General features: G+C 43.2%; 19 protein-coding genes, 2 pseudogenes and 1 other annotated feature. Of the genes and pseudogenes, 8 read left to right on the top strand and 13 right to left on the bottom strand.

Annotation, left to right across the window (positions count from 1 at the left end; genetic code table 11):
- Window positions 1-98 precede the first annotated feature (98 nt).
- Window positions 99-794, top strand: a complete 696-nt coding sequence (locus tag F907_RS05310) for an alpha/beta hydrolase (RefSeq protein WP_016652754.1) — start codon at window positions 99-101, stop codon at window positions 792-794.
- An 81-nt stretch (window positions 795-875) separates the two neighbouring features.
- Here the strand turns inward: F907_RS05310 and F907_RS18955 are convergent, their stop codons facing one another.
- From F907_RS18955 to catM, 7 genes are all read right to left on the bottom strand, one after another.
- Complete coding sequence (locus tag F907_RS18955) at window positions 876-986, bottom strand: hypothetical protein (protein ID WP_085942243.1); 111 nt, start codon at window positions 984-986, stop codon at window positions 876-878.
- A gap of 213 nt (window positions 987-1,199) precedes the next feature.
- Window positions 1,200-3,665: an acyl-CoA dehydrogenase gene (locus F907_RS05305; protein ID WP_016652755.1), complete on the bottom strand. Its 2,466-nt coding sequence runs from the start codon at window positions 3,663-3,665 to the stop codon at window positions 1,200-1,202.
- Window positions 3,666-4,032: 367 nt separating this feature from the next.
- Window positions 4,033-4,368, bottom strand: a complete 336-nt coding sequence (locus F907_RS05300; RefSeq protein ID WP_005273646.1) for a DUF3325 domain-containing protein — start codon at window positions 4,366-4,368, stop codon at window positions 4,033-4,035.
- Window positions 4,365-6,062, bottom strand: a complete 1,698-nt coding sequence (locus tag F907_RS05295; protein WP_016652756.1) for a PepSY-associated TM helix domain-containing protein — start codon at window positions 6,060-6,062, stop codon at window positions 4,365-4,367. Before F907_RS05295 ends, F907_RS05300 begins: the two co-directional genes overlap by 4 nt.
- A 4-nt stretch (window positions 6,063-6,066) precedes the next feature.
- Window positions 6,067-6,414 (bottom strand): DUF3649 domain-containing protein, encoded by a 348-nt coding sequence (locus F907_RS0118100; RefSeq protein ID WP_032862278.1) that lies wholly within the window; start codon window positions 6,412-6,414, stop codon window positions 6,067-6,069.
- 490 nt (window positions 6,415-6,904) lie between these two features.
- Window positions 6,905-8,170 carry an OprD family outer membrane porin gene (locus tag F907_RS05290; RefSeq protein WP_016652758.1) on the bottom strand — a complete coding sequence of 422 codons (1,266 nt, stop codon included), beginning with the start codon at window positions 8,168-8,170 and terminating at the stop codon, window positions 6,905-6,907.
- A gap of 291 nt (window positions 8,171-8,461) precedes the next feature.
- Window positions 8,462-9,379, bottom strand: coding sequence for a cis,cis-muconate-binding transcription regulator CatM (catM, locus tag F907_RS05285; RefSeq protein WP_004654826.1), 918 nt, complete (start codon window positions 9,377-9,379; stop codon window positions 8,462-8,464).
- A gap of 104 nt (window positions 9,380-9,483) precedes the next feature.
- Between catM and F907_RS05280 the strand changes: the two genes are divergently transcribed.
- The 7 genes from F907_RS05280 to pcaD all read left to right on the top strand — a co-directional run bounded on the left by F907_RS05280 (window position 9,484) and on the right by pcaD (window position 15,805).
- Window positions 9,484-10,593: a muconate/chloromuconate family cycloisomerase gene (locus tag F907_RS05280; RefSeq protein ID WP_016652759.1), complete on the top strand. Its 1,110-nt coding sequence runs from the start codon at window positions 9,484-9,486 to the stop codon at window positions 10,591-10,593.
- Between the two features lie 14 nt (window positions 10,594-10,607).
- Complete coding sequence (gene catC / locus F907_RS05275) at window positions 10,608-10,898, top strand: muconolactone Delta-isomerase (RefSeq protein WP_004654828.1); 291 nt, start codon at window positions 10,608-10,610, stop codon at window positions 10,896-10,898.
- A gap of 102 nt (window positions 10,899-11,000) precedes the next feature.
- Window positions 11,001-11,921 (top strand): catechol 1,2-dioxygenase, encoded by a 921-nt coding sequence (gene catA / locus F907_RS05270; RefSeq protein ID WP_016652760.1) that lies wholly within the window; start codon window positions 11,001-11,003, stop codon window positions 11,919-11,921.
- A 119-nt stretch (window positions 11,922-12,040) separates the two neighbouring features.
- Window positions 12,041-12,724, top strand: a complete 684-nt coding sequence (locus tag F907_RS05265) for a 3-oxoacid CoA-transferase subunit A (RefSeq protein WP_016652761.1) — start codon at window positions 12,041-12,043, stop codon at window positions 12,722-12,724.
- 2 nt (window positions 12,725-12,726) lie between these two features.
- Window positions 12,727-13,374, top strand: a complete 648-nt coding sequence (locus F907_RS05260) for a 3-oxoacid CoA-transferase subunit B (RefSeq protein ID WP_016652762.1) — start codon at window positions 12,727-12,729, stop codon at window positions 13,372-13,374.
- 424 nt (window positions 13,375-13,798) lie between these two features.
- Entirely contained in the window at window positions 13,799-15,013 is a 1,215-nt protein-coding gene (gene pcaF / locus F907_RS05255; protein ID WP_016652763.1) for a 3-oxoadipyl-CoA thiolase, read from the top strand.
- Window positions 15,014-15,025: 12 nt separating this feature from the next.
- Entirely contained in the window at window positions 15,026-15,805 is a 780-nt protein-coding gene (gene pcaD, locus F907_RS05250) for a 3-oxoadipate enol-lactonase (protein WP_016652764.1), read from the top strand.
- Window positions 15,806-15,867: 62 nt separating this feature from the next.
- Here the strand turns inward: pcaD and F907_RS05245 are convergent, their stop codons facing one another.
- The 6 genes and pseudogenes from F907_RS05245 to F907_RS05220 form a co-directional block, all read right to left on the bottom strand.
- Window positions 15,868-17,355 (bottom strand): aldehyde dehydrogenase family protein, encoded by a 1,488-nt coding sequence (locus F907_RS05245; RefSeq protein ID WP_016652765.1) that lies wholly within the window; start codon window positions 17,353-17,355, stop codon window positions 15,868-15,870.
- Window positions 17,356-17,389: 34 nt separating this feature from the next.
- Window positions 17,390-18,997 carry a GMC family oxidoreductase gene (locus F907_RS05240; RefSeq protein ID WP_032862322.1) on the bottom strand — a complete coding sequence of 536 codons (1,608 nt, stop codon included), beginning with the start codon at window positions 18,995-18,997 and terminating at the stop codon, window positions 17,390-17,392.
- Between the two features lie 130 nt (window positions 18,998-19,127).
- A pseudogene (gene feaR / locus F907_RS05235) lies at window positions 19,128-19,877 on the bottom strand (transcriptional regulator FeaR); the annotation flags it as partial.
- 36 nt (window positions 19,878-19,913) lie between these two features.
- A protein-coding gene (locus tag F907_RS05230; RefSeq protein ID WP_087486619.1) for an IS3-like element ISAba19 family transposase occupies window positions 19,914-21,133 on the bottom strand; the annotation gives its coding sequence in 2 pieces (ribosomal slippage) (window positions 19,914-20,857 and window positions 20,857-21,133; 1,221 coding nt in all).
- Window positions 20,742-20,858, bottom strand: a sequence feature (AL1L pseudoknot). It overlaps the preceding gene by 117 nt.
- A 50-nt stretch (window positions 21,134-21,183) precedes the next feature.
- Window positions 21,184-21,348, bottom strand: a pseudogene (locus F907_RS18795) (transcriptional regulator FeaR); the annotation flags it as partial.
- 137 nt (window positions 21,349-21,485) lie between these two features.
- Complete coding sequence (locus F907_RS05220) at window positions 21,486-22,442, bottom strand: p-hydroxyphenylacetate 3-hydroxylase reductase component (RefSeq protein WP_016652769.1); 957 nt, start codon at window positions 22,440-22,442, stop codon at window positions 21,486-21,488.
- Window positions 22,443-22,458: the final 16 nt, after the last annotated feature.

The raw sequence follows: 22,458 nt of genomic DNA on the forward strand, positions 1-22,458 counted from the left end.
AGTATAAAAAACACCCACCACCTAGCTCTTCATACCCTAAGACGTCCACGATTAAACACTGAAAATTCAATAAAATAGCATTTAGTTAGGAGATAAGTATGAGTACTCAACCCACCATTATTTTGGTACACGGTTTTTGGGGCGGTGCTGCCCACTGGACCAAAGTGATTACTGAATTGTCCCATCAAGGCTATCGTGCCTTACGTGCAGTCGAACTGCCACTCACCTCTCTTGCAGATGATGTTGAACGAACGCGAAAAATGATCGCCCAAGTTGAGGGTGATGTACTTCTGGTCGGCCATTCTTATGGGGGTGCCGTGATTACAGAAGCAGGCAACCACCCCAATGTCGTAGGTCTGGTTTATATAGCCGCTTTTGCACCAGATTATAATGAAAGTCCTGGCGCAATTACACAGCAACATTTACCCGTTGCTGCACCGAATTTAGCACCTGATAGCGATGGTTATCTCTGGTTAAAAGTGGATAAGTTTCACGAAAGTTTCTGTCAGGATTTAACTCAAGATGAAGGCTTTGCAATGGGGGTGACTCAAAAAGCGCCTTTAGCCAGTACCTTTGGCGATAACATTAGCAACCCAGCCTGGAAAACCAAGCCATCCTGGTATCAAATCTCTACACAAGATCGAATGATCAGCCCTGAAAATCAAGCCGTCATGTCCGATCGATTGAATGCAAAAAAAGTCATTTCGCTCAATGCCAGCCATGCTTCATTAGCTTCACAACCGAAAGAGGTCTCCGCCTTGATTACAGAAGCTGTGGCATTTCTAAGCAAATAAATGATCTGTGACAGAGGGAATAACAATTCCCGCTGTCATCTCTTCATTCAATTCTGTTTCAATAAGGCAGCACAGTCACGGTTACAGTAAATATTCCCAGATGATGTAGCCTAATCCGAATCCAATGAATGCATACAGTGTGATAATGAAGAACACAAAACTGGCATTATTCTTTTTTTTCAAAAAACTCATATCGGCACCTTTGGCTTTGCTCAACTCATATTGTTATAGTGCAATAAGATACAGAACAAAGAAAGACACAGAATTTTCTAAAAAAAATATAACAGATCAGCATAAAAATTTAGAATTGTTATGAAAAACAGCCCAGAATATGATTAAAGTATGAGTGATCTCACCCCTAATATATTGAGGACTGTTCTCGGTTGATCTCAACAGCTTAACAAATCAGCTGTTAAGGTGCGGATTTTCAAGTGGTAAATCATGCTCTAAATGTGCATCAAAAATATCGGTCAGCATGCTGTCATAACGTTTGGCATTGTATTGTAAAAGCCATTCTGCCTCTGCCTCTGTAATAAATCCAATTTCAACCGCATTGCTGATTCGCTCCTCAAAAGTCAGGCCGCTGAACTGATCTTTCGACTCGGCTTTTTTGAATTTATTCCACAGTGGTTGTCGCTGCAATAACATCTGAAAGGTCGATTCCATACGTCCCATCACATCATTGGCATCGGTATTATAGTAAACGTGTTGTTTCAATTGCTCACGGAATGCATGTTCTTGCATAATCAACTGAGCAACCTCCTGCTTTAATTGATCCGATGGTGCTGCAATTGGGCGGCCAAATGGAAAACAGATGAATCTCACCATGCAGGCAGCAAGTTTCATCGGGAAATTAGTATAAAAACCAAAGAAGGCTTCTTGCACTTGATATAACGCTTTATTTAACGCCAATTCGGCATGCTTCTGTTCAGCCTCAGTTCGTTGACCATGCTCATAGTATTTTAAGATTGCCGTTGCGATAAATAAATGTGCATGGATATCCGCCAAACGCCCAGACAGCATTTCTTTACGTTTTAAATCACCCGCTAGTATGCCCAGCGCCATGTCTGCCGTTAAGGCAAAATTAGCACTGAAACGGTTGATCTTGCTGTAATAAGGTTTAGAAAAATCATCAGCCTGTTGAGAGCCTGCATTGGAACCACCACTCATACCATAAACCAATGCTTTGGCAGCACGATTAAAAGTATACGCAAGATGTTTAAACAATAGGGGCGAAAATTGCTTGAACGCAGCGGCTTTCTCTTCAGATTGCAAGAGCTGTAATTCTTCAAATAAATAAGGGTGGCAGCGCATCGAGCCTTGACCAAAAATCATCAAAGAACGGGTCAGAATATTTGCCCCTTCCACTGTAATCGCCACCGGAATAGATTGATAAGTCAGCGCGAGGAAATTACGGGGGCCTAACTGAATTGCGCGACCACCAACCACATCCATGCCATGATTCACCACTTTGCGCATGGTTTCAGTCGCATAGTATTTGGCCATCGCCGTCATCACCGCAGGCGTTCCACCTTGGTTTAAACCACAAGTAACAAGATAGCGGAAGGACTCCAACATATAGGCATCACTGGCGATATCACTGGTTGCCTCTTGCACCCCTTCAAAATGCCCGACTGAGATTTTGAATTGTTGACGCACACTGGCAAATGCACCGACCAGTAAATAACTCATTTCCGCTCCTGCCGTTGCCAGAGCAGGCAATGAAATCCCCCGACCCACACCGAGACATTCCATCAGCATCCGCCAGCCTTTACCCGCATTTTGCTGTCCACCAATAATCCAGTCCAGTGGAATAAAAATATCACTGCCCTCAACCGTACCATTCATAAACGGCGCACCCGGATTATGGCGAGGCCCGATCTTGATTCCGTCATGATCCGCAGGAATCAGGGCGCAGGTAATGCCATATTCCACTTTAGCTTTATCCCCTAACAACCCATCTGGATCATACAGTTTAAACGCCAAACCAATGACAGTGGCAATCGGTGCAAGCGTAATCCAGCGCTTGGAGAAATTCATTTTTAAGCCTAATACTTCTTGCCCCTGATACTGTCCATAACAGACCACGCCAGTATCAGGAATTGCACCTGCATCCGAACCCGCTTCAGGGCTAGTCAAGCCAAAACAAGGGACTTCCGTCCCCTTTGCCAGCCCCGGTAAATAACGTTGTTTTTGCTCTTCTGTCCCATAGTGCAGCAGTAATTCACCCGGACCAAGTGAATTCGGTACCATACAGCTGACTGCTGCGGTGAGCGAGCGAGAAGCAATTTTGCTCATAATTCGACTTTGTGCAAAGGGCGTAAATTGCTTCCCACCAAATGACTTTGGAATAATCAGCCCTAAAAAACCTTGGTCTTTAATAAATTGCCAAACCTCAGGCGGCAGATCTTTTTCTTGATGATGGATCTGCCATTCATCCAACATTGAACAGAGTTGTTGGACCTCATTGTCCAAAAAGGCTTGTTCTTCTGTTGATAACATCGGATACGGATACTGATCAAACTTTTCCCAATCTGGCGCCCCCATAAAGAGCTCTTTTTCCCACCAGCTAGTGCCCGCCTCTAAAGCTTCTCTTTCTGTCGTACTCATACTCGGCATGGCTTTTGAGAGAATATTAAAGGCAGGTCGACTCACAAGTGCATCACGTAACGGCGCAATCAATATAATCACACTAGCGAGAATAATCGGCACACCCAATAACAGACTCCACGGTGTAATCAACACACTGCAGAGAACGGCGGCAACAATGGAAACAAGACAACCCACACTCCGATTGACTTCAAAATAAAAAACAGCCCATACCACAACGAGCTGAATCAATAGGCCAAGCAATATCAATAATACAATCATATTTGCTCCTTTATCTCAGACTGGGATGAAGATGAAATGAGAAAGATCTGAGTTGATTTATGAAAAAGTAATCGCTTAATAAAATAATAATGGTTGTTTTTTATTCTACATATCGACAATCTATTTGCTTGATTAACTACTAAAATTTACACAAAGGCATTCAGATGACACTGAAAATGAAAATCATTCACTCAATGAATCTATGACGAACGAACATGGGCAACAGAGCCATTATTAAGCCATGATCAATCAGCAGCGATGACCCGTTAAAGATGCCCCAACATCCTCGCGGTTGACTATCCATAAAATAAAAAAGGAGGAAACCCTGTTTCCCCCTTTTATTTAAGTACACTTCGATCTACTGACTTTAGATCAAGCTGATAATCAACAACAATCCGAACAACGTACTCACAATCATATTGGCCTGTAACAGCTTTTTAGGCTGATAGGTCAATAATAACCCCACCACTAAAGCAGCAAAGCTGATACAGCCTAACCATTCCGACAAGCCAACTGAAGCACCTTTAGCACAGATAATCAGCACCGCAGAAACAAGGAGAATAAGCCACCCTGCAACCTCAAACCGCCGACTGTTTTGAGCTGAAATCTGAGAACTAAAAATATCACGCTGATGCTTACTCATTGCACACGCCAGACTGGATAAACCTACCACTGCAATACACCACAACATCAATGCTGTCACTCTGCTTGCTCCTGTACAGGTTGAATCTTGGATTGTTTTTTCTGCTTGAGCGGCAAGCCTTGGTAACGCTTTAATTTATAGTATGCATAGATAAAAATCAGACCTAGCACGATGCACACCAGATCAAAACTGGCAATCATCCACTGCCCATGATAAATACTCATCCAAAGCGCCTGCCCACCTGTGAAGCCATTCAGGATCGGCATAAACAGGAACATTGCTGCAACCAAGGCCAATTGTTCCAGCCATGCTGAACGATGCGGCCGAATCACTGCATGAATAAGGCACAATAACCATGAAATAAAGAACACATTAATTTCGAGTGGCGAACGTTCTGCAAGTTGAGCAGGGATAAAACGGTTAGCAACAAAATAGGCTGCACAAGCAATCGGCAGGCCTGTGATTGCGGTAATATTCAGTACTTCAACCACGCGATGTCCGAACGGTTTATAACCGAGTTTTTGTACATCTGGAACGCGTTTCACCACCCATAAGATCAACCCCGAAGCGACCATCATCGTCCCGAGCACGCCAGATAAAAATAACAACCAACGTAAAACTGAATCCACACCACGTGCCATATGTAGCCATGTCACTAAGGTATAAATTGCTTTTGATACCGATTGGGCTGGCTTGGCTTCATCGATGAGCTGGCCTGTTACTGCATTAAACTTGAGTGAAGGAATACTTTCCCGATCCAGCAAAGTGCGGGTGTGGGTCGCGTTAAATTGAACATCCGCCTCAATAGTATTGGGCTGATTAATCCGAATCGATGCAATTGGATTTTTCCCCCAGTCTTGCTGAACCTGTTGGCTGAGTGTAATCAAATTAATCATTGGTGCAGTTGCAAGGACTGGCGCCGCTTGTCCAGAATCACGACGGCTGCCCTCTCGAGTCCCACGCTCATCTGCTAAAGCCTGTTTTTGTTTTTGTAACTCGAGTAAGCGTGCCTGCTCAAGTGTTTTAGCCACAGGTTCGTTTAAAACCCGATAAAAGCTTTGACTATTGCCATAATGACTGTTCATCGCCCATGGCATAAACAGAAACATCAGCAGTAACAGGCCACTGAAGGTAATCATCAGGTGAAAAGGTAAGGCAAAAACTGCCGTCGCATTATGTGCATCTAACCATGAACGCTGGCCTTTGGCCGGACGGAAGGTAAAGAAATCTTTGAAAATTTTTTTATGCGTGATAATCCCGCTGATAATGGCAACAAACATGAACAAAGTTGCAATACCGACGATCCAACGTCCCCAAATTCGTGGCATACCATAGAGTTCAAAATGGAAGCGGTATAAGAAACCTCCACCACGTGTTTCGCGGGCTTTAATTTCCTGTCCCGTTTGCGCATCTAAATAAATTTCCCCGCCACGACGGCGCCCCTCACCAGGCTTACGTACATTCAACATAATGGCAGGCTGTCGTTCATTGGCAAAACGAATATTCCAACTCTCGGCAGGTTGTCCCTTTTGATTTAAATAGTTCAGCGCATAACTCAATTGTTGCTGCTGTGAAGTGCTATTCACTGACTGATGCAGTTCAGGTTTCATCCAGACCGTGATTTCATTTTGAAAAAAACTGAGTGTTCCTGTCAGAAAAACAGCATACAACAACCATCCCAACAATAGGCTGGTCCACGTATGTAACCATGACATGGATTGGCGTGGGCCTTCATTTTTACCATCAACACGCATTACATCACCCTTTTAGAAACCAATACACCAATGTCATGACCAGACTTGGAATGATGACGCCCATCCAGACTTTCAAAGTCGAGCTCACCATAAACACCCAAATGAACACGGCACAATGGACTAAAAAAGCCACCATGGTTGCAGCAAAGACCGCATTGGCTTTTGATGGCTCTGTTGAAAACAACACACCGAGCAACATGGCGGTTATTGCTGCAAAGTAATAACCGCCAAAAATTGCGAGCACAAAACGTGAAAAAATCATCAATCGGTATTTAACCAATGATGATTGTCCAAGCTGCTTTTTTACGACCCTTTTAGTGGAAACCAAGGGCACAGATGCTTCAATAGCCATAGAAAAAATACCACGTAAGAGAATGATATAAACTGATCATCACCTCTTTTTAAGGAAGATAGAAAACAACGTTTAAGATTTTGGACAGTAGCGAACAGAGATACGCTCAGAGCGAATATGGGAAAATACTTAAAATCCCCCTTTAAACATATGGAAGACGCTTCAATTTAGTATTCGATGCCAGTCAGCTTAGTTTTCGCCTGCACTTATTTCCAAATGCATAAAAACCTTAAACAAATCTTAAAAACAGAAAATCATACAGATTACATAACAAAAATACAATGAAAGTGATAATTATTATCATTAATTTATTTTGGTTCTAATTCCCGAAGCCTTTACCGTCTAACGTTCTATTTTTAAATCTACTCAAGATAAGATTTTTTTCTTCACTTTGGACTTTGCAACTGCCTTGCTTGCTCCTCTCAAAAGGCCAATCCTATTCAAGAGCTGGAATAAGATTGACTCTCCGTTCTCTATAGAGATCTCAGGGTTAAAATTTATGTGTATACGTTGTCATGATTCGATTTTCAACAAAATCTGTGCCTGGATTGTTGCCCGCACCATATTGAATATCGGCTCGGATATGTCGCCATTCAAAGCCTAAGCCTTTTAGTTTACCTTCGGGTACGGTGTAATTGATGATCACATTCTTCTCAGTTTCTTTATTATCCTTAAAGCCTTCCCGATAGATTTCACTGCCATTTAAATAGCGTAAAGTCAGTTTTAACCCGGGGAGACCTTGCTCTTTAAAGTCATAACTATATAAAACATGCCAAGTGAACTCTTTGGCTTTGTAGAAAGCAATTGCAGACCAACTCTGTAAATAGGCTTGTGGAACATAACCATTCAACAAAGGAATATTATTCTCACCCATATGCTTTTGCAGACCAGTCAAAATGGTATGCGGTCCATTTTGCACACTGGCTTGCAGACCAATTGACTGGACATCAATATCACCAAAATAAGCCTCACCATCTTGTTTATAGTTAAAGTAGCGGGCATCCACTTTAAGCTTGCTTTTGTTGACCGTTTCCGTAAAGGCCGCACTCAAATATTGTTGTTGGTAAATATCTTCAAGCTGCCCAAACCAATATGAACCCGTCAACTGAGGGGTAAAATTATAATCTAGACCCAGAAAATTCAGCCCGTCACTTCTTTTGTTTGGGTCTGTCGAGTTGCCTAAGGTGAATTTTCGATATTCATCATCATCTCGGGCATTCACATGGGTAAAACGCCCTGCCGATACTTTTAAATTTTTGATGTCTTTGCTTTCTAGCATGGCACCTGCATAAGTAGTGACCAATTGCCGAGAATCATCAATAAACAGTACCGGTGTTTTTGGGAAAAGCTCACCGACTTTCAGTTCAGTATCGTGATATTTAAATTTCAAAGTCGCACCTAATTTTAAATAATCACGCTCCTGTCGACCTTGGTACTGATCATATTTAAATACGGTATCCAGACGTTCGTCATAGCGATCCGTTAAACGCAGCGCATATTGAAACCCCAGATCTAAACCGACTTGAATCGGGGTATCGGTATAACCAGATTCAAAGCGTCCTGTCATCGCCTGAGACCAACTGCCTAGATCTTTATTGGTTCCTTCAAAATCGCGTTCTAAATAAAAGTTGCGTAGATAAATGCTTTTTTCACTGTCTTCTAAAAAATCCGCATAAGCCGCATTGATATTAAGACAGCCAAACAGTGCGTACAGTGCCACGCGCTGTGCTTTATACAGCGTATCTGGTTTTAACATGGGAAATCCTTTCCTAAGTATTTGAAATTCTTATTCGTTCACGTCATGGGTACATCTGCACTCATCACCTCGACCACGCTTCCCGATACCTTTTAAAAACCTGCATAAATTCAGAAAGATATATTTGAGCAAATATTGGTCATGCTTTTATTATTTGAATTATTAATGTAATTTTCCATAGATAATGAAGTATATAGTTATACCTTTTAAGTCTGGTTTTAAGCCATTTTCACAAACATTAAAAAGCGATCATGATGACCGCTGATAAGTAAACTGAGTACTTCGAGTGGCTTAATCACCCTCTAGTTGGATCGGAATACCTTCCTCTTCAAATACCTGCTTAATGCATTCTAAAATCTGAGGTAGGTATGGACTCTGATCCATATTGCGCACCGCCAATGAGATCGGGGTATAAGCCTCCAAATCCAGAATGGGGATATACACCAGATTTTTCATGCCGATATCACTGGCACTTTCTGGAATCAGGCAAATGCCCTCACCTGAGGATACCAAACCAAGCGCCATATGAATTTCACGTACCTCAACCATGTCTTTAGGCACTAGACCTAAGTCGGTAAAAATCGACTGAATCAAAGTGGAAAAATTCGGTTTTTGGGTCGCGGGATAAGAAAAAATAGGTTCATCAATAATCTGGGACAGATAAATCCCCTGATCGATAAAACGGGTCAAATGATGGTTTTTATGAATGGCTAATTTAAGTTTTTCTTTACGCAATAAAATCCGTTTAATCGCAGGATCACTAATTCTTAAACGTCCAAAACCTAAATCGATTTTACCTAACTTTAATGCTTCGATCTGATCTTTGGTGCCATGTTCAATCAATTCCACCTGAATATCAGGATGATTTTGACGGAATAGATAAATCACTTGGGGTAACAGCGCATAAAGCAATGAGCTAACATAACCAATACGCACGATCTTGTTCACCGTGCTAATGCGTTTTGCCATGGAAGCCGCTTGAGCGGTATGGGTTAAAATCTGCACCGCATGCTGATAAAAGAACTGCCCCGCTTCTGTGGTTTTCACAGGTCGAGAACCACGTTCAAATAACAGAATCCCCAGTTCTTCTTCCAGCTTTTGGATCTGACGGCTTAATGGCGGTTGTGCAATGCATAACTTTTCTGCCGCTTTGGTAATGCTCTGTTCCTCAACCACCGTCACGAAATAACGAAGATGTCTTAATTCCATTTAATATACCTTTTAAGTATCTAAAAATACCAAATTCAGTCTAGTTCTAAATATTACATTAATTTAGGGTATGTAAATAGCTCAGGATCAAAGAAATACCCAAGATGTATAAATCCATAGAAACCCTACTTGTCGAGATTCCAACCATCCGTCCACATAAGATGGCGGTTGCAACCATGCAAACCCAAACCTTGGTCCTCATCAAAGTGACAACAGAGGATGGTTTGATTGGTTGGGGTGAAGCAACGACCATTGGTGGCTTGGGTTATGGCGATGAAAGTCCTGAAAGTGTCAAAACCAATATCGAGCATTACTTTTCGCCATTGTTAAAAACTTTGGACAGTTTTAATGTGGCTCAGACACTTCAGGCCATTCAAAATAGCATCAATGGTAACCGTTTTGCCAAATGCGCCATTCAAACGGCGCTACTGGATATTCAGGCGCAACGTTTAGGTTTACCGCTCAGTGAAGTATTAGGTGGACGCCTACGTGATAGTGTCTCTGTACTTTGGGTTTTGGCCTCTGGCAATACTGAAAAGGACATTGCTGAAGCAGAAAAGATGATTGCGTTAAAACGCCACAATGTGTTCAAGCTCAAAATCGGTTCCCGCCCAGTTGAGCAGGATGTTGAACATGTACTGGCAATTAAACAGGCATTGGGCGCAGATGTTTCGATTCGTGTTGACGTTAACCGTGCATGGTCTGAATTAAACGCGATTAAAGGGATTCAAATGCTTCAGGATGGTGGTATTGATCTGATCGAGCAACCGTGTGCAATTCACAATATTGACGCCATGCAACGCCTGACGCGCAAGTTCGATATTGCCATTATGGCGGATGAATCGTTAACCGGTCCGCAAAGTGCGTATCAACTGGCAAAAAGTAATGCCGCCTCAGTGTTTGCAGTAAAAATTGCCCAATCAGGTGGTCTGATTGAAGCCTGTGAAGTCGGAAAAATTGCCAATCTGGCAGGTATCGATCTTTACGGTGGCACCATGTTAGAAGGTCCAGTTGGCACCATCGCTTCCGCACATGCCTTCTCTACCTTTAGCAATTTAGCCGCTGGCACGGAACTGTTTGGTCCACTGTTGCTCACGGAAGAAATTTTAAAAACACCGCTTCAATATGGCAATTTTGAACTCAAAATTCCAACTGGCCCTGGTCTCGGTATTGAACTGGATGAAGACAAAATCGACAAGCTGCGTCGTCAATAATTCAAGGAGTTGCCATGCTTTTTCATGTACGAATGGATGTGAATATCCCGCTCGATATGCCAGTTGAACAGGCCAATCAAATTAAAGCTGTTGAAAAAGCCTATTCACAAGATTTACAGCGTCAGGGTAAATGGCGTCATATCTGGCGCATCACGGGGCAATACTCAAACATCAGTATCTTTGATGTGGACAGCAATGAAGAGCTGCACAATATTTTACAGGGTCTGCCGCTATATCCCTACATGAATATTGAAGTGATGGCGATGAATCGTCATCCATCAGCCATCCGCGAAGACGATAGCTAAAGATCACAACAGAATTTAAACAAGGAATGTGGCAAGCCAAGCAAGCAGCAAAACAGCAAGTCCGCGAGCCACCAAAAATTATCATACTTCAGGAGATTATGTATGAACCGTCAAGAAATCGATGCACTGGTTAAAAAAATGAATGTGGATACCGCGACAGGTGAAGTCAATCCACGTGTACAACAAATTGTGGTTCGTCTGCTCGGTGATCTGTTTCAGGCGATTGAAGATTTGGACATCTCGCAAAGCGAACTGTGGAAAGGTCTGGAATACTTTACCGATGCAGGCCAAGCCAATGAACTCGGTTTATTGGCAGCAGGCTTAGGTCTTGAGCATTATCTGGATTTACGTGCTGATGAAGCTGATGCCAAAGCAGGCATTACAGGTGGAACACCGCGTACCATTGAAGGTCCACTCTATGTGGCTGGTGCTCCTGAATCTGTCGGTTTTGCCCGTATGGATGACGGTTCTGAATCGGACAAAGTCGATACCTTATTCATCGAAGGTACAGTGACTGATCCTGAAGGTAATATAATCGAAGGCGCTAAAGTCGAAATTTGGCATGCCAACAGCCTAGGTAACTATTCATTCTTTGATAAGTCCCAATCTGACTTTAACTTACGCTGTACCATTTTATCGGATGCCGATGGTCACTATGTGGCACAGACTACTATGCCTGTCGGTTATGGCTGCCCGCCAGAAGGGACCACACAAGCAGTGCTGAACTTGCTCGGCCGTCATGGTAACCGCCCTTCTCATGTGCACTATTTTGTTTCTGCACCGGGTTATCGCAAATTAACCACGCAGTTCAATATCGAAGGTGATCAATACCTGTGGGATGATTTTGCATTTGCAACACGTGAAGGCTTGGTCGCAACTGCTGTTGATGTGACTGATGAAGCTGAACTTGCTCGTCGTGGTGTGAATAAGCCATTCAAACACATTACATTTAATGTGGAATTGGTAGCAGAAAAAACAGGTGCACCAAGCACTGAAGTTGACCGTCGTCGTGTCGGTGCTTAACTTCCCAAAATCACTGTGAGCTAGACCTTAGCTCACAGTTTTTAAATTTCTATGCATACCCGTTTATACAGCAATCTGTATGTATAGAAATTTAAAAACATGGATAAAAGGTTGGCCTTATGATTGATAAAAGTAAGCTCTCATTGACTGAGGTGCTGTCACAGATCAAGGATGGCGCCACCATCATGATTGGTGGCTTTGGCACCGCAGGACAACCCGCTGAATTGATTGATGGATTAATCGAACTTGGCATCAAGGACTTGGTCATCGTCAATAATAATGCCGGTAATGGCGATTATGGCTTGGCCAAACTGCTTAAAACAGGTGCGGTACGGAAAATCATCTGTTCCTTCCCGCGTCAGTCTGACTCTTGGGTCTTTGATGAGCTGTATCGTGCTGGCAAGATTGAACTGGAACTGGTGCCGCAAGGCAATCTGGCGTGCCGTATTCAAACTGCGGGGATGGGCTTAGGTGCGGTCTTCACGCCAACAGGCTTTGGTACCTTATTGGCGGAAGGCAAAGAAACCCGTCATATCGAGGGCAAAGACTATGTACTGGAATATCCGATCAAAGCCGACTTTGCCTTAATCAAAGCACACAAAGGCGACCGTTGGGGCAATCTGGTCTATAACAAATCTGCGCGTAACTTTGGTCCAATCATGGCGATGGCGGCGGATGTCACTATTGCTCAAGTGTCTGAATTAGTCGAACTCGGTCAACTTGATCCTGAACATATCATTACCCCAGGGATTTTTGTACAGCATGTGGTCGCTGTCGATGCAGCCAATGGCGCAGGAGCATAAACATGAGCTATCAAAAACTAAGTCGTGACCAGATTGCTGAACGTGTCGCACAAGACATTCCCGATGGGGCTTATGTCAATCTCGGCATTGGCCTGCCAACCAAGATTTCAAATTATCTTTCTGCGGATAAAGATGTATTCCTGCATTCGGAAAATGGCTTGCTGGCTTTCGGTCCACCGCCTGTCAAAGGTGAAGAAGATCCTGAGCTGATCAATGCAGGTAAAGAATATGTCACCATGCTGACGGGTGGTAGCTTTTTTCATCATGGTGATTCCTTTGCCATGATGCGTGGCGGTCATTTGGATATTGCAGTACTCGGTGCTTTCCAAGTGGCAGCTAATGGTGATCTGGCCAACTGGCATACTGGTGCAGCAGATGCCATTCCTGCGGTGGGTGGTGCGATGGATCTCGCTGTCGGTGCCAAGAAAGTATTTATCACCACCGATCACAACACCAAGCAAGGTGAACCGAAGATTGTTGAAACTCTTTCATATCCTGCAACAGGCTTGAAATGTGTCGATCGTATTTATACCGACCTGTGTGTGATTGATGTGACTGCTGACGGTTTAAAAGTGATTGAGAAAGTAGACGGTTTGAGCTTTGAGGAATTGCAAGCTTTGACGGGTGCGCAGTTGATTGATGCGACGTAAGGATAATGAATCCCTCCCAACCTCCCTTTAAAAAAGGGAGGAGTTCCCCTCTTTACAAAGAGGGGTTAGGGGGAGATTTTTAAGGATAAAAAGTAACAAAAATCCTTTGTTAGACTGATGGTATATCCATATACCACAGTCTAACGGGCGGCATCCATGCCGCCACCGCGAAACATTGAATGCTAAGGTTTAAATACAGCTTCTGCTTAGGAAGATTTAGACTTTTCACCTCATTGACTATCGTGACAGGCGACAGGGATGTCGCCCGTTGAACAGGGAGGCAAGGAAGCCTCCTCTGTTCAACAAAGGGTTTTGTCACTTTTGACAGGGCAAAAGTGAGGCGTTGCCTACACGAAATAAGAATGACTAAACCTGTAATTTGTGGCAGTGATCACAATAGCTTTAGAAATGGAAATGTAAGACTATGAAAAACGCTTATATCATCGATGCTATCCGTACCCCATTCGGTCGTTATGCGGGTGGATTAGCCCCTATACGTGCCGACGACTTGGGAGCGATTCCGATTCAGGCTTTGATACAACGTAACCCAAGTGTCGATTGGCAACACGTCGATGATGTGATCTATGGCTGTGCCAATCAGGCGGGTGAAGACAACCGCAATGTTGGACGTATGTCAGCGTTATTGGCAGGTTTGCCTTATCAAGTACCCGCCACCACAGTGAACCGTTTATGTGGTTCATCACTGGATGCGATTGCCATGGCTGCACGTGCCATTAAAGCCAATGAAGCTGATTTAATCATTGCGGGTGGTGTGGAAAGCATGAGCCGTGCACCCTATGTGATGGGCAAATCGGATAGTGCCTTTGGCCGTAGTCAAAAGATTGAAGACACCACCATGGGTTGGCGTTTTATCAATCCAAGACTGAAACAACTGTATGGTGTGGATAGCATGCCGCAAACCGCAGAAAACGTGGCGGAACAGTTCAACATTAATCGTGCCGATCAAGACCTGTTTGCGCTCAACAGCCAACAACGTACTGCAACGGCGCAAGCCAAAGGCTTCTTCAGCAATGAAATCGTGCCTGTGACGATTCCACAGCGTAAGGGTGATGCGATTGTGGTGGATCGCGATGAGCATCCACGTGCATCAACCACTTTGGAAGCCCTAACCAAACTTAAAGCTGTGGTGAAAGCCGAAGGGACTGTGACAGCAGGTAATGCCTCAGGGATTAATGATGGTGCTGCTGCCGTATTGATTGCTTCAGATGAAGCGGTGGAAAAATACCAGCTCAAACCCCGTGCCAAAATCATTGCTGCGACTACCGTTGGTGTTGAACCACGGATTATGGGTTTTGCGCCTGCACCTGCCATCAAGAAATTACTGAAACAGGCCAATCTCACGCTAGAACAAATGGACGTGATTGAACTGAATGAAGCTTTTGCAGCACAAGCTTTAGCAGTGACTCGTGATTTAGGCTTGAGTGATGATGATGCACGAATCAACCCGAATGGCGGTGCGATTGCTTTAGGTCATCCTTTGGGTGCTTCAGGTGCGCGTTTGGTGACAACGGCCTTGAATCAGCTTGAACAGATCAAGGGACGTTATGCTTTATGTTCAATGTGCATTGGTGTTGGTCAAGGCATTGCGCTGATTATTGAACGTATCGAACAGAATTAAGGAAGACACCTCATGCCCACTTTTCAATCCGCTGATGCGCAAATTAATTATCAAACCTTTGGCGATCCCAGCTCCCCTGCACTGCTGTTTTCCAACTCTTTGGGCACCAACTATGGCATGTGGCAAAAGCAGTTCAATGATTTTAAAGAACGATTTTATGTGATTTGTTATGACACACGCGGTCATGGTTCATCTTCGACGCCAACAGGCCCATATACCCTGCAGCAACTGGGTGAAGATGTGATTCGCCTACTTGATCATTTAAAGATTGAAAAAGCCAATTTCTGCGGTATTTCCATGGGGGGAATAACGGGGCAATGGCTAGCGATCCATTACCCAGAGCGTTTTCAGCGTGTGGTTGCGAGTAATACCGCTGCAAAAATTGGACAGGAACAAGCATGGCTGGATCGTGCCCAACTGGTTCGAAAGCAAGGTTTAGTTCCAATCGCTACCACAGCAGCTTCACGCTGGTTTACAGATCCCTTTATCCAAAGCCATCCTGCAATTGTCAATAACCTGTGTAACGACTTAAGTGCTGGCAGCGCGGACGGTTATGCTAATTGTTGTGAGGCTTTGGCTAAGGCGGATGTCCGTGATCAACTCAAAGACATCCACATTCCTGTTTTGATCATCGCTGGTGCACAAGACCCTGTGACTACCGTTGCCGATGGACAGTTTATGCAACAACAGATACCACAATCGCAACTGGTCGAAATCAATGCCTCACATATTTCAAATATTGAGCAAGCAGAAAGCTTCAATCATATTTTAAAAGACTTTCTGACTGACTAGCGGATAAATTGAAGCATTAAAAAAATGGCCATTTCAGGCCATTTTTTAGATCTGAGATAAAGTTAGTATCGAATCATCACTGATTTAAGTTCAGTATAATCTTCGATAAATGCATCAGAAAATTCACGGCCCAGACCTGACGCTTTCACCCCGCCAAAAGGCACAGATGGATCAAGGAAGGTATGCATATTGACCCAGACCGAACCCGCTTCAATTTGCGGGATCAGACGCAAAGCTTTGGCCAAATCATTGGTCCAGACACTTGCTGTTAAACCAAAACGGGAGTGATTCATCATCTGAATTAACTCGTCATCATTTTCAAAAGCAATCACATCCACCACAGGACCAAAAGTTTCTTCAATAAATAAAGGATCATCCACACCATGTACCTTTAATAATGTCGGCTCAACAAAATAACCCGTTCCTTGCAGAGCCTTACCGCCACAAATCACTTGCTTATTTTGATTGGCAAGGTCGAGATAATGTTTGACCTTGTCAAAGTGTGGCTTATTGGAAAGTGGTCCAAACATGCTCGACTCATCCAGTGGCGAACCAATTTTTATCTGTTGAATTGCTCCTGTCAGCTTTTCTACAAATTCATCATATTTGGACTGATGTATAAAGAAACGCTCAGGAGCTGCACAGACTTGCCCCTGATGTACGAAGGTTGCCTGTAACAAAGTTGGTAGGATTTCATCCAGATTAGCATCCGCAAGAATTGCTGCGGCATTTTTTCCACCGAGCTCCAGACTGACCCGAGTGAGGTCATTCTTCATCGCTTGTTGCCCAATCGCAATACCTGTAGGAACTGAACCCGTAAACGAGACTTTTTTTACTAAAGGCGAATTTATTAAGTGTTGTCCAGTCGCCCCTTTACCTGTGACTACATTAATCACCCCTGCTGGAATGCCTGCTTCAATTGCAAGTTCAGCCAAACGCAATAATGACAAAGTGGTAAATTCACTTGGTTTTAATACAATAGTACAACCCGTAGTTAATGCTGAACCTATTTTCCAGCATCCAATCATCAGAGAAAAATTCCATGGCACAATCCCGGCCACCACACCAACAGGTTGGCGCATGCTATAAGCGGTATATTTTTCACCCTGCATGGAGGGAATTGACGGTTGCATAGTCTGACCATTGATCTTGGTCGCCCAGCCTGCAAAATACCTTAAAAACACAACCGTTTGTGCCACTTCCAAATGTCGAGCCAGATGAATCAATTTGCCCGTAGTTAAGGTTTCCAGTTGCGCTAATTCTTCAGCATGTAATTCCACTAAATCGGCTAATTTATTCAGCCGCAGACCACGTTCATAGGGTGATGTATTGGCCCACGCATTTCGAAAAGCATCATCGGCACTCTGGACGGCCTTGGCAACTTCATTTTGAGTCGCCATCGCAATGCTTGATACAACTTGTTCAGTGGCTGGATTGACCAGCTCAATCCGTTCAGCTGTTTCTGCGACAGTCATTTTACCGCCAATAAAATGGCCATGTTGAAGTGCCATAAATTGCTGTACGCTAGCTAGAATTTGTACTTCACTCATTTTATCCTCCTCTTTTAATACCTACAGACAGCAATTAAGCAACTTGATTTAAAATAAAATCGGCACCACGCTCACCAATCATGATGGCAATAGCATTGGTATTTCCACTTGGCACCTGCGGACAGATTGAACAGTCGATGACGCGTAAATTTTGAAAGCCATGTACTTTAAGGGTCTGGTCTGTGACTGAATCTTTTGGTGTATTGCCCATTTTGCAGCTGCCTGCCGGGTGGTAAACGGTTTTAATGTTCTGGCACATCCAGGCCTCAATCGCTTCAATATCGTCAGGATCGGTATTTGCAGGTTCAATGACCGCTTGAACAATCGCTTTTAATGCAGGTTGCTGCAATAGACGTAATCCCGCCTGCACGGCGCGAATATTGGCATCAACATCCTCTGGATGACCTAAATAGTTAGGATCAATGATTGGTAAGGCATTCGGATCTTTGCTACTCAAGCGGACGCTACCACGTGCTTTGGGTTGTACATGTCCCACCTTAATCGTTAGACCATGTGCGTGTGCGGCTGCCTTCTCCCCAGGGGTATTATCAAAATTATCCAGTACAGGCAGAAAATGGAACTGTACATCTGGTCGACCATTGTCATGAGTATCGATAAAACCACCACCCTCTAGAACATTTGAAGTCAACACACCTGAGCAAGTGAATTGCCATTGCAAAAAGTTCCGCACCGCTTTTAAGCCCTGATCTTCTCCAAGCAAACTATTCTGGGTAGTGACTGTTGCATTCACAGACATGTGCAAATGATCATGGAAATTTTCACCCACAGGGAGGTCTTGAATACATTCAATCCCGAGTTCATCTAAATGTTGCTTCGGCCCAATCCCTGACAGTAATAAAACCTTAGGGCTGCCAATCGCCCCCGCACTGACAATCACTTCTTTACGTGCTTTTACAGTCACTGGGGCTTTGCCTGCAATGCTAAAAGTCACACCCGTGACTTGATCCGCGTGAATTTCGATTTTATGCACCAGTGCATTGGTCATAACCCTAAGATCTGGATGATGCTCAACGGATTTTAAATAGGTTTTTGAGGTACTGGCTCTTTCGCCATTCTGTGTGGTGGTCTGATAAAATCCAACACCGGCTTGGTTCCAACCATTGAAATCGTTGACATAGTGCAGGCCCATTTGCTGCCCTGCCTGAATACAAGCAAGGGTTAAAGGATGTCGGTAACGATTTTCACTGACCGCTAAGATGCCATTTTGACCATGATATTCATCGGCAAGACTTTCATTTTTTTCTGCTTTTTTAAAGAATGGCAGCACATCTTGATAGGACCAATTGCTGCATCCCCATTCCGATGCCCATAAATCATAGTCCTGACGCTGTCCACGGCAGTACACCATACCATTGACTGAGCTGCCACCACCCAAGACTTTGCCTTGTGCAAGAATCATTTCTCGCTGGTTGCAATGTTGTTGTGGAACCGTCATGTACGGCCACGATTTTTGTTGAAAGACTTTGATCACTGTTGCAGGAATAGTATGGAACAGGCTGCTATCCTTGCTCCCTGCTTCAAGCACCAATACTCGGCCTGCATTGGCTTGTAATAAACGTGCTGCAACCACACAACCGGCTGAACCCGCCCCAATAATGATATAGTCATATTCTGTGTTCATCATGCTTCCCTATGCTGCAAACTCCATGCCTAGGATTTGATCATCACTTACTGGTCTTGTTCTTGTTTAAACGTGACAGATATGATGCACAATTGTGACATGTGCAGCGTATTTAAAATAAATACCGTATTTAAATTTTCAGACGATATTGTTTAGGCGTCAGTCCAATCATCTTACGGAACAGTTTGGAAAAATGCGCACTATCACCAAAACCCCATTTCAAAGCAATTTCAGTAATCGACAGACTTTTATTTTTGTTATCTTTTAATTCATACTGAATTTTTTTGATGCGATGTGTTTGAATAAATTGATGTACAGACTGCTGCTGATGCTCAAATAAGCGATGTAACTGCCGCAGCGAAATGCCTAAATGATCCGCAATCATGGCGGCATTTAAGCTTTGTTTGCTTAGGTGTTCAAAGATAAATCGTTCTGCTTTTATCTTGAGATGATCGGCAATTTCAACATTTTTATAATTAATGGTTGGCTTAATCAGGGCAATCAAAGCATCTTCAAAAGCATTCTCATCCTCTTTTGCATACCAGAGTTCAATCTTTTCAGGTGACAGATTCTGCAGCATGCACTTCAATAAATGTCCACTCATATTCGAAGTAATCAATTTGCCAAAATGATCAACCGTAATACCTTGTCTGAACAATTTCTCCCGTGACAAATGAACCGATACATGGCTAAACAAGCCTTGTGGATACATATCAATCGTTTCGTCCGGATCAAGTAATGCAACGTCCCCTTCATTTAGCTGAATGCTTTGGTCTTTATATGCAATGCGCATCTTGCCTGTGTATTGGATCAGTAAGAAACATAAACGGTCTTGGACTCGATCAGGCATTCCACTTTTTCTAGAAATATGGCTGGCTGAACCGTACCGGGTTTGTCGGAGACTTTTTTATTTAAGTTAAGCCACCTGACCTAACGGGTTAATCTTATCATAGTACATTGCTTCAAACTCAAAAGGCGATACATAACCCAGTGCACTGTGTACACGCTTTTTATTGAACCAATCTACCCAGTTTAGTGTCGCAAGTTGTACATCTGCTAAACCTTGCCAATCTGCTTTTAAATATTCAATCACCTCTGTTTTGTATAAGCCATTCACCGTTTCAGCCAGAGCATTATCGTATGAATCACCCGTTGTACCGACTGATGCTCGTAAATTTGCTGCTTCTAAACGATTGGTATAGCGAATGGAAAGATATTGCACACCTCTGTCGGAATGATGAATCACATTCTTTGGCATGCCTCGATCATGCAATGCTTGCTCTAATGCATCAAGCACCATATCTGTATTCATCCGTGTAGATACTTTCCATCCAACAATTGCTCGTGAGAACACATCAATAACAAATGCGGTATATACCCAGCCTGAATGAGTTTGAATATACGTAAAGTCACCCACCCATAGTTGGTTTGGATGATCAGCATTAAAATTACGTTTCACTAAATCATCTGCCCGTTTTTGGTCATCTCGGTTACGGGTGGTTTGTTTATTCTTACCACGCCAAACACCTTGTATACCTAGCTTTTGCATCAATCGAGCAACTGTACAACGTGCAATAACATAACCCTCACGTTTCAATTTTTGCCAAACTTTACGTACACCATATCGACCTGAACTTTCTTTCCAAATTCGTTTAATTTGTTCAGCATGATACTCATCATGTAGATCTCGTTTCGCTCGATGTTCTGGATTGTCAGTGAGATCTAAAGTTCGGTAATAGGTTGAAGGTGCAATCGGTAAAATTCTACAAATCGCTTCAACACCATATCGATCTTTATTGTTATGGATAAAATCCACCATTATTTGTGTGGGCGGTCGAGCTCCGCCTGGGCGAAAAAAGCGGCTGCTTTACGTAGAATTTCATTGGCACGTTTTAATTCTTTAATTTCACGTTCCATTTGCTTCATTTTTTCTTGGTCAGATATCTGTTGTACTTTGGCAGGATTTAGTTGATCCAGATGCTTTAAATACCAAACACGCAATGTTTCAGGAGTACAACCGATTTTAGGAGCAATAGCTGTGATTGCTGCCCAAGTAGAAGGATAATCTTTTTCAGATTCAATTAGTAATTGAACCGCTCTTTCTCTAATTTCGGGGGTATAGTTTGGTTTTGTCATCGGGATAGTCTCTCAGAATATTGACTCTCCGACAAACCCGGTACGGTTCAGGCATTACTTTTGATAAATGCCACCTCAGTCTCGCCCAGTAAAAAAGACTTTACCTCGCCAATAAATAAATTACCGTGTTTGTCAAAAGTCGTCTCAAAATCACCACAAACCTTTTGAATACATTCGGTCCACTGCAACATTTCATTTTTTTGGTCTTGATTCATATCCATTTCCCTCGGATAGATCGATTTAATCCTTTGCGTAATTACACTGATCTCACTTTTCGTTCAGTTAAAATATAAGGGCCCCCCCCCAACAGCGACCGACAAATTCATGTACAAATTTGCCGGTAACTGGAAGCTTAGATAATCCCTGCAATATCCTTCAAAATTTTAATGAAAATCTCTTTTTCTTGTTCAGGATATTTTTCAAACACCTCATTTTGATGGCTATCCGCGATATCAAAGAGATAATGTGCGGTTTTCTTACCCTTTTCAGTGAGTTTAAAAAAGCCATCAGTTTCGATCAGCAAACCATCTTTTTTCAGAATCGATGCAGCCTGCTCCACTTCCCGCATTGGCATGGCAATATCACGCGGTAAATCTGCTTTATTAGATGCAGTACCACTCCCCAGTACCAGTAATAAACGCGCTTCACTGGTGCGGAATCCTGTCACTAGCTGCTTTGGAATATAATCAGTTTGATAGAACTTAAATGCACGACTCATCAAATAACAGACATTGCTATATAAATGGCCCTGATGCATTTCACCAATATCTTCAGTTTGCACCGTGTCTTTTAACTGCAATAACGGATGTGGAATCACCCCCGAATAGGCCCCTTGGTGATACACCAGCGGACTACGCCCTTCATCACGGAAGCGCACCACTTTACCAATAATGATCCAGTGATCACCGCCTTCAATCACCTCATGGCGTTCACATTCAAATACTGCTGAACAGTGGTCTAAAATCGGGGCTTGTCCTGAACCTGTTTGATAACTGGTGCCTTCATATTTATCAATATTACGGCGTGAAAATTTATTGGATAGCTCAATTTGTGAGCCTGATAAGATGTTGACTGCAAAATGCGTCGCTTGCTCAAACACAGGGAAACTGGACGAATTCTTATCAATACTCCATAAGATCAACGGTGGATCTAGAGACACTGAATTAAAACTATTGGCGGTCACCCCGACCTTTTCACCCTGTTCATTTTGCGCAGTCACAATGGTGACACCTGTGGCAAAATTGCCCAAAGCACGTCTGAACTGCATTGGATCTATTGTGATTTCATCCATTGATTTTAGTGAATTCATTCTTCTCTCCTGAATC

Source organism: Acinetobacter colistiniresistens, assembly GCF_000413935.1.
Taxonomy (GTDB): domain Bacteria; phylum Pseudomonadota; class Gammaproteobacteria; order Pseudomonadales; family Moraxellaceae; genus Acinetobacter; species Acinetobacter colistiniresistens.

What these genes read in the sequence shown, in the direction of transcription:
- catM (WP_004654826.1), bottom strand. Translation starts at nt 9,379, where the DNA reads ATGGAATTAAGACATCTTCGTTATTTCGTGACGGTGGTTGAGGAACAG.
- pcaD (WP_016652764.1), top strand. Translation starts at nt 15,026, where the DNA reads ATGCCCACTTTTCAATCCGCTGATGCGCAAATTAATTATCAAACCTTT.
- catC (WP_004654828.1), top strand. Translation starts at nt 10,608, where the DNA reads ATGCTTTTTCATGTACGAATGGATGTGAATATCCCGCTCGATATGCCA.
- F907_RS05220 (WP_016652769.1), bottom strand. Translation starts at nt 22,442, where the DNA reads ATGAATTCACTAAAATCAATGGATGAAATCACAATAGATCCAATGCAG.
- catA (WP_016652760.1), top strand. Translation starts at nt 11,001, where the DNA reads ATGAACCGTCAAGAAATCGATGCACTGGTTAAAAAAATGAATGTGGAT.
- F907_RS05310 (WP_016652754.1), top strand. Translation starts at nt 99, where the DNA reads ATGAGTACTCAACCCACCATTATTTTGGTACACGGTTTTTGGGGCGGT.
- pcaF (WP_016652763.1), top strand. Translation starts at nt 13,799, where the DNA reads ATGAAAAACGCTTATATCATCGATGCTATCCGTACCCCATTCGGTCGT.
- F907_RS05280 (WP_016652759.1), top strand. Translation starts at nt 9,484, where the DNA reads ATGTATAAATCCATAGAAACCCTACTTGTCGAGATTCCAACCATCCGT.
- F907_RS05240 (WP_032862322.1), bottom strand. Translation starts at nt 18,997, where the DNA reads ATGAACACAGAATATGACTATATCATTATTGGGGCGGGTTCAGCCGGT.
- F907_RS05265 (WP_016652761.1), top strand. Translation starts at nt 12,041, where the DNA reads ATGATTGATAAAAGTAAGCTCTCATTGACTGAGGTGCTGTCACAGATC.
- F907_RS0118100 (WP_032862278.1), bottom strand. Translation starts at nt 6,414, where the DNA reads ATGGCTATTGAAGCATCTGTGCCCTTGGTTTCCACTAAAAGGGTCGTA.
- F907_RS05290 (WP_016652758.1), bottom strand. Translation starts at nt 8,170, where the DNA reads ATGTTAAAACCAGATACGCTGTATAAAGCACAGCGCGTGGCACTGTAC.
- F907_RS05245 (WP_016652765.1), bottom strand. Translation starts at nt 17,355, where the DNA reads ATGAGTGAAGTACAAATTCTAGCTAGCGTACAGCAATTTATGGCACTT.
- F907_RS05305 (WP_016652755.1), bottom strand. Translation starts at nt 3,665, where the DNA reads ATGATTGTATTATTGATATTGCTTGGCCTATTGATTCAGCTCGTTGTG.
- F907_RS05295 (WP_016652756.1), bottom strand. Translation starts at nt 6,062, where the DNA reads ATGCGTGTTGATGGTAAAAATGAAGGCCCACGCCAATCCATGTCATGG.
- F907_RS05260 (WP_016652762.1), top strand. Translation starts at nt 12,727, where the DNA reads ATGAGCTATCAAAAACTAAGTCGTGACCAGATTGCTGAACGTGTCGCA.
- F907_RS18955 (WP_085942243.1), bottom strand. Translation starts at nt 986, where the DNA reads ATGAGTTTTTTGAAAAAAAAGAATAATGCCAGTTTTGTGTTCTTCATT.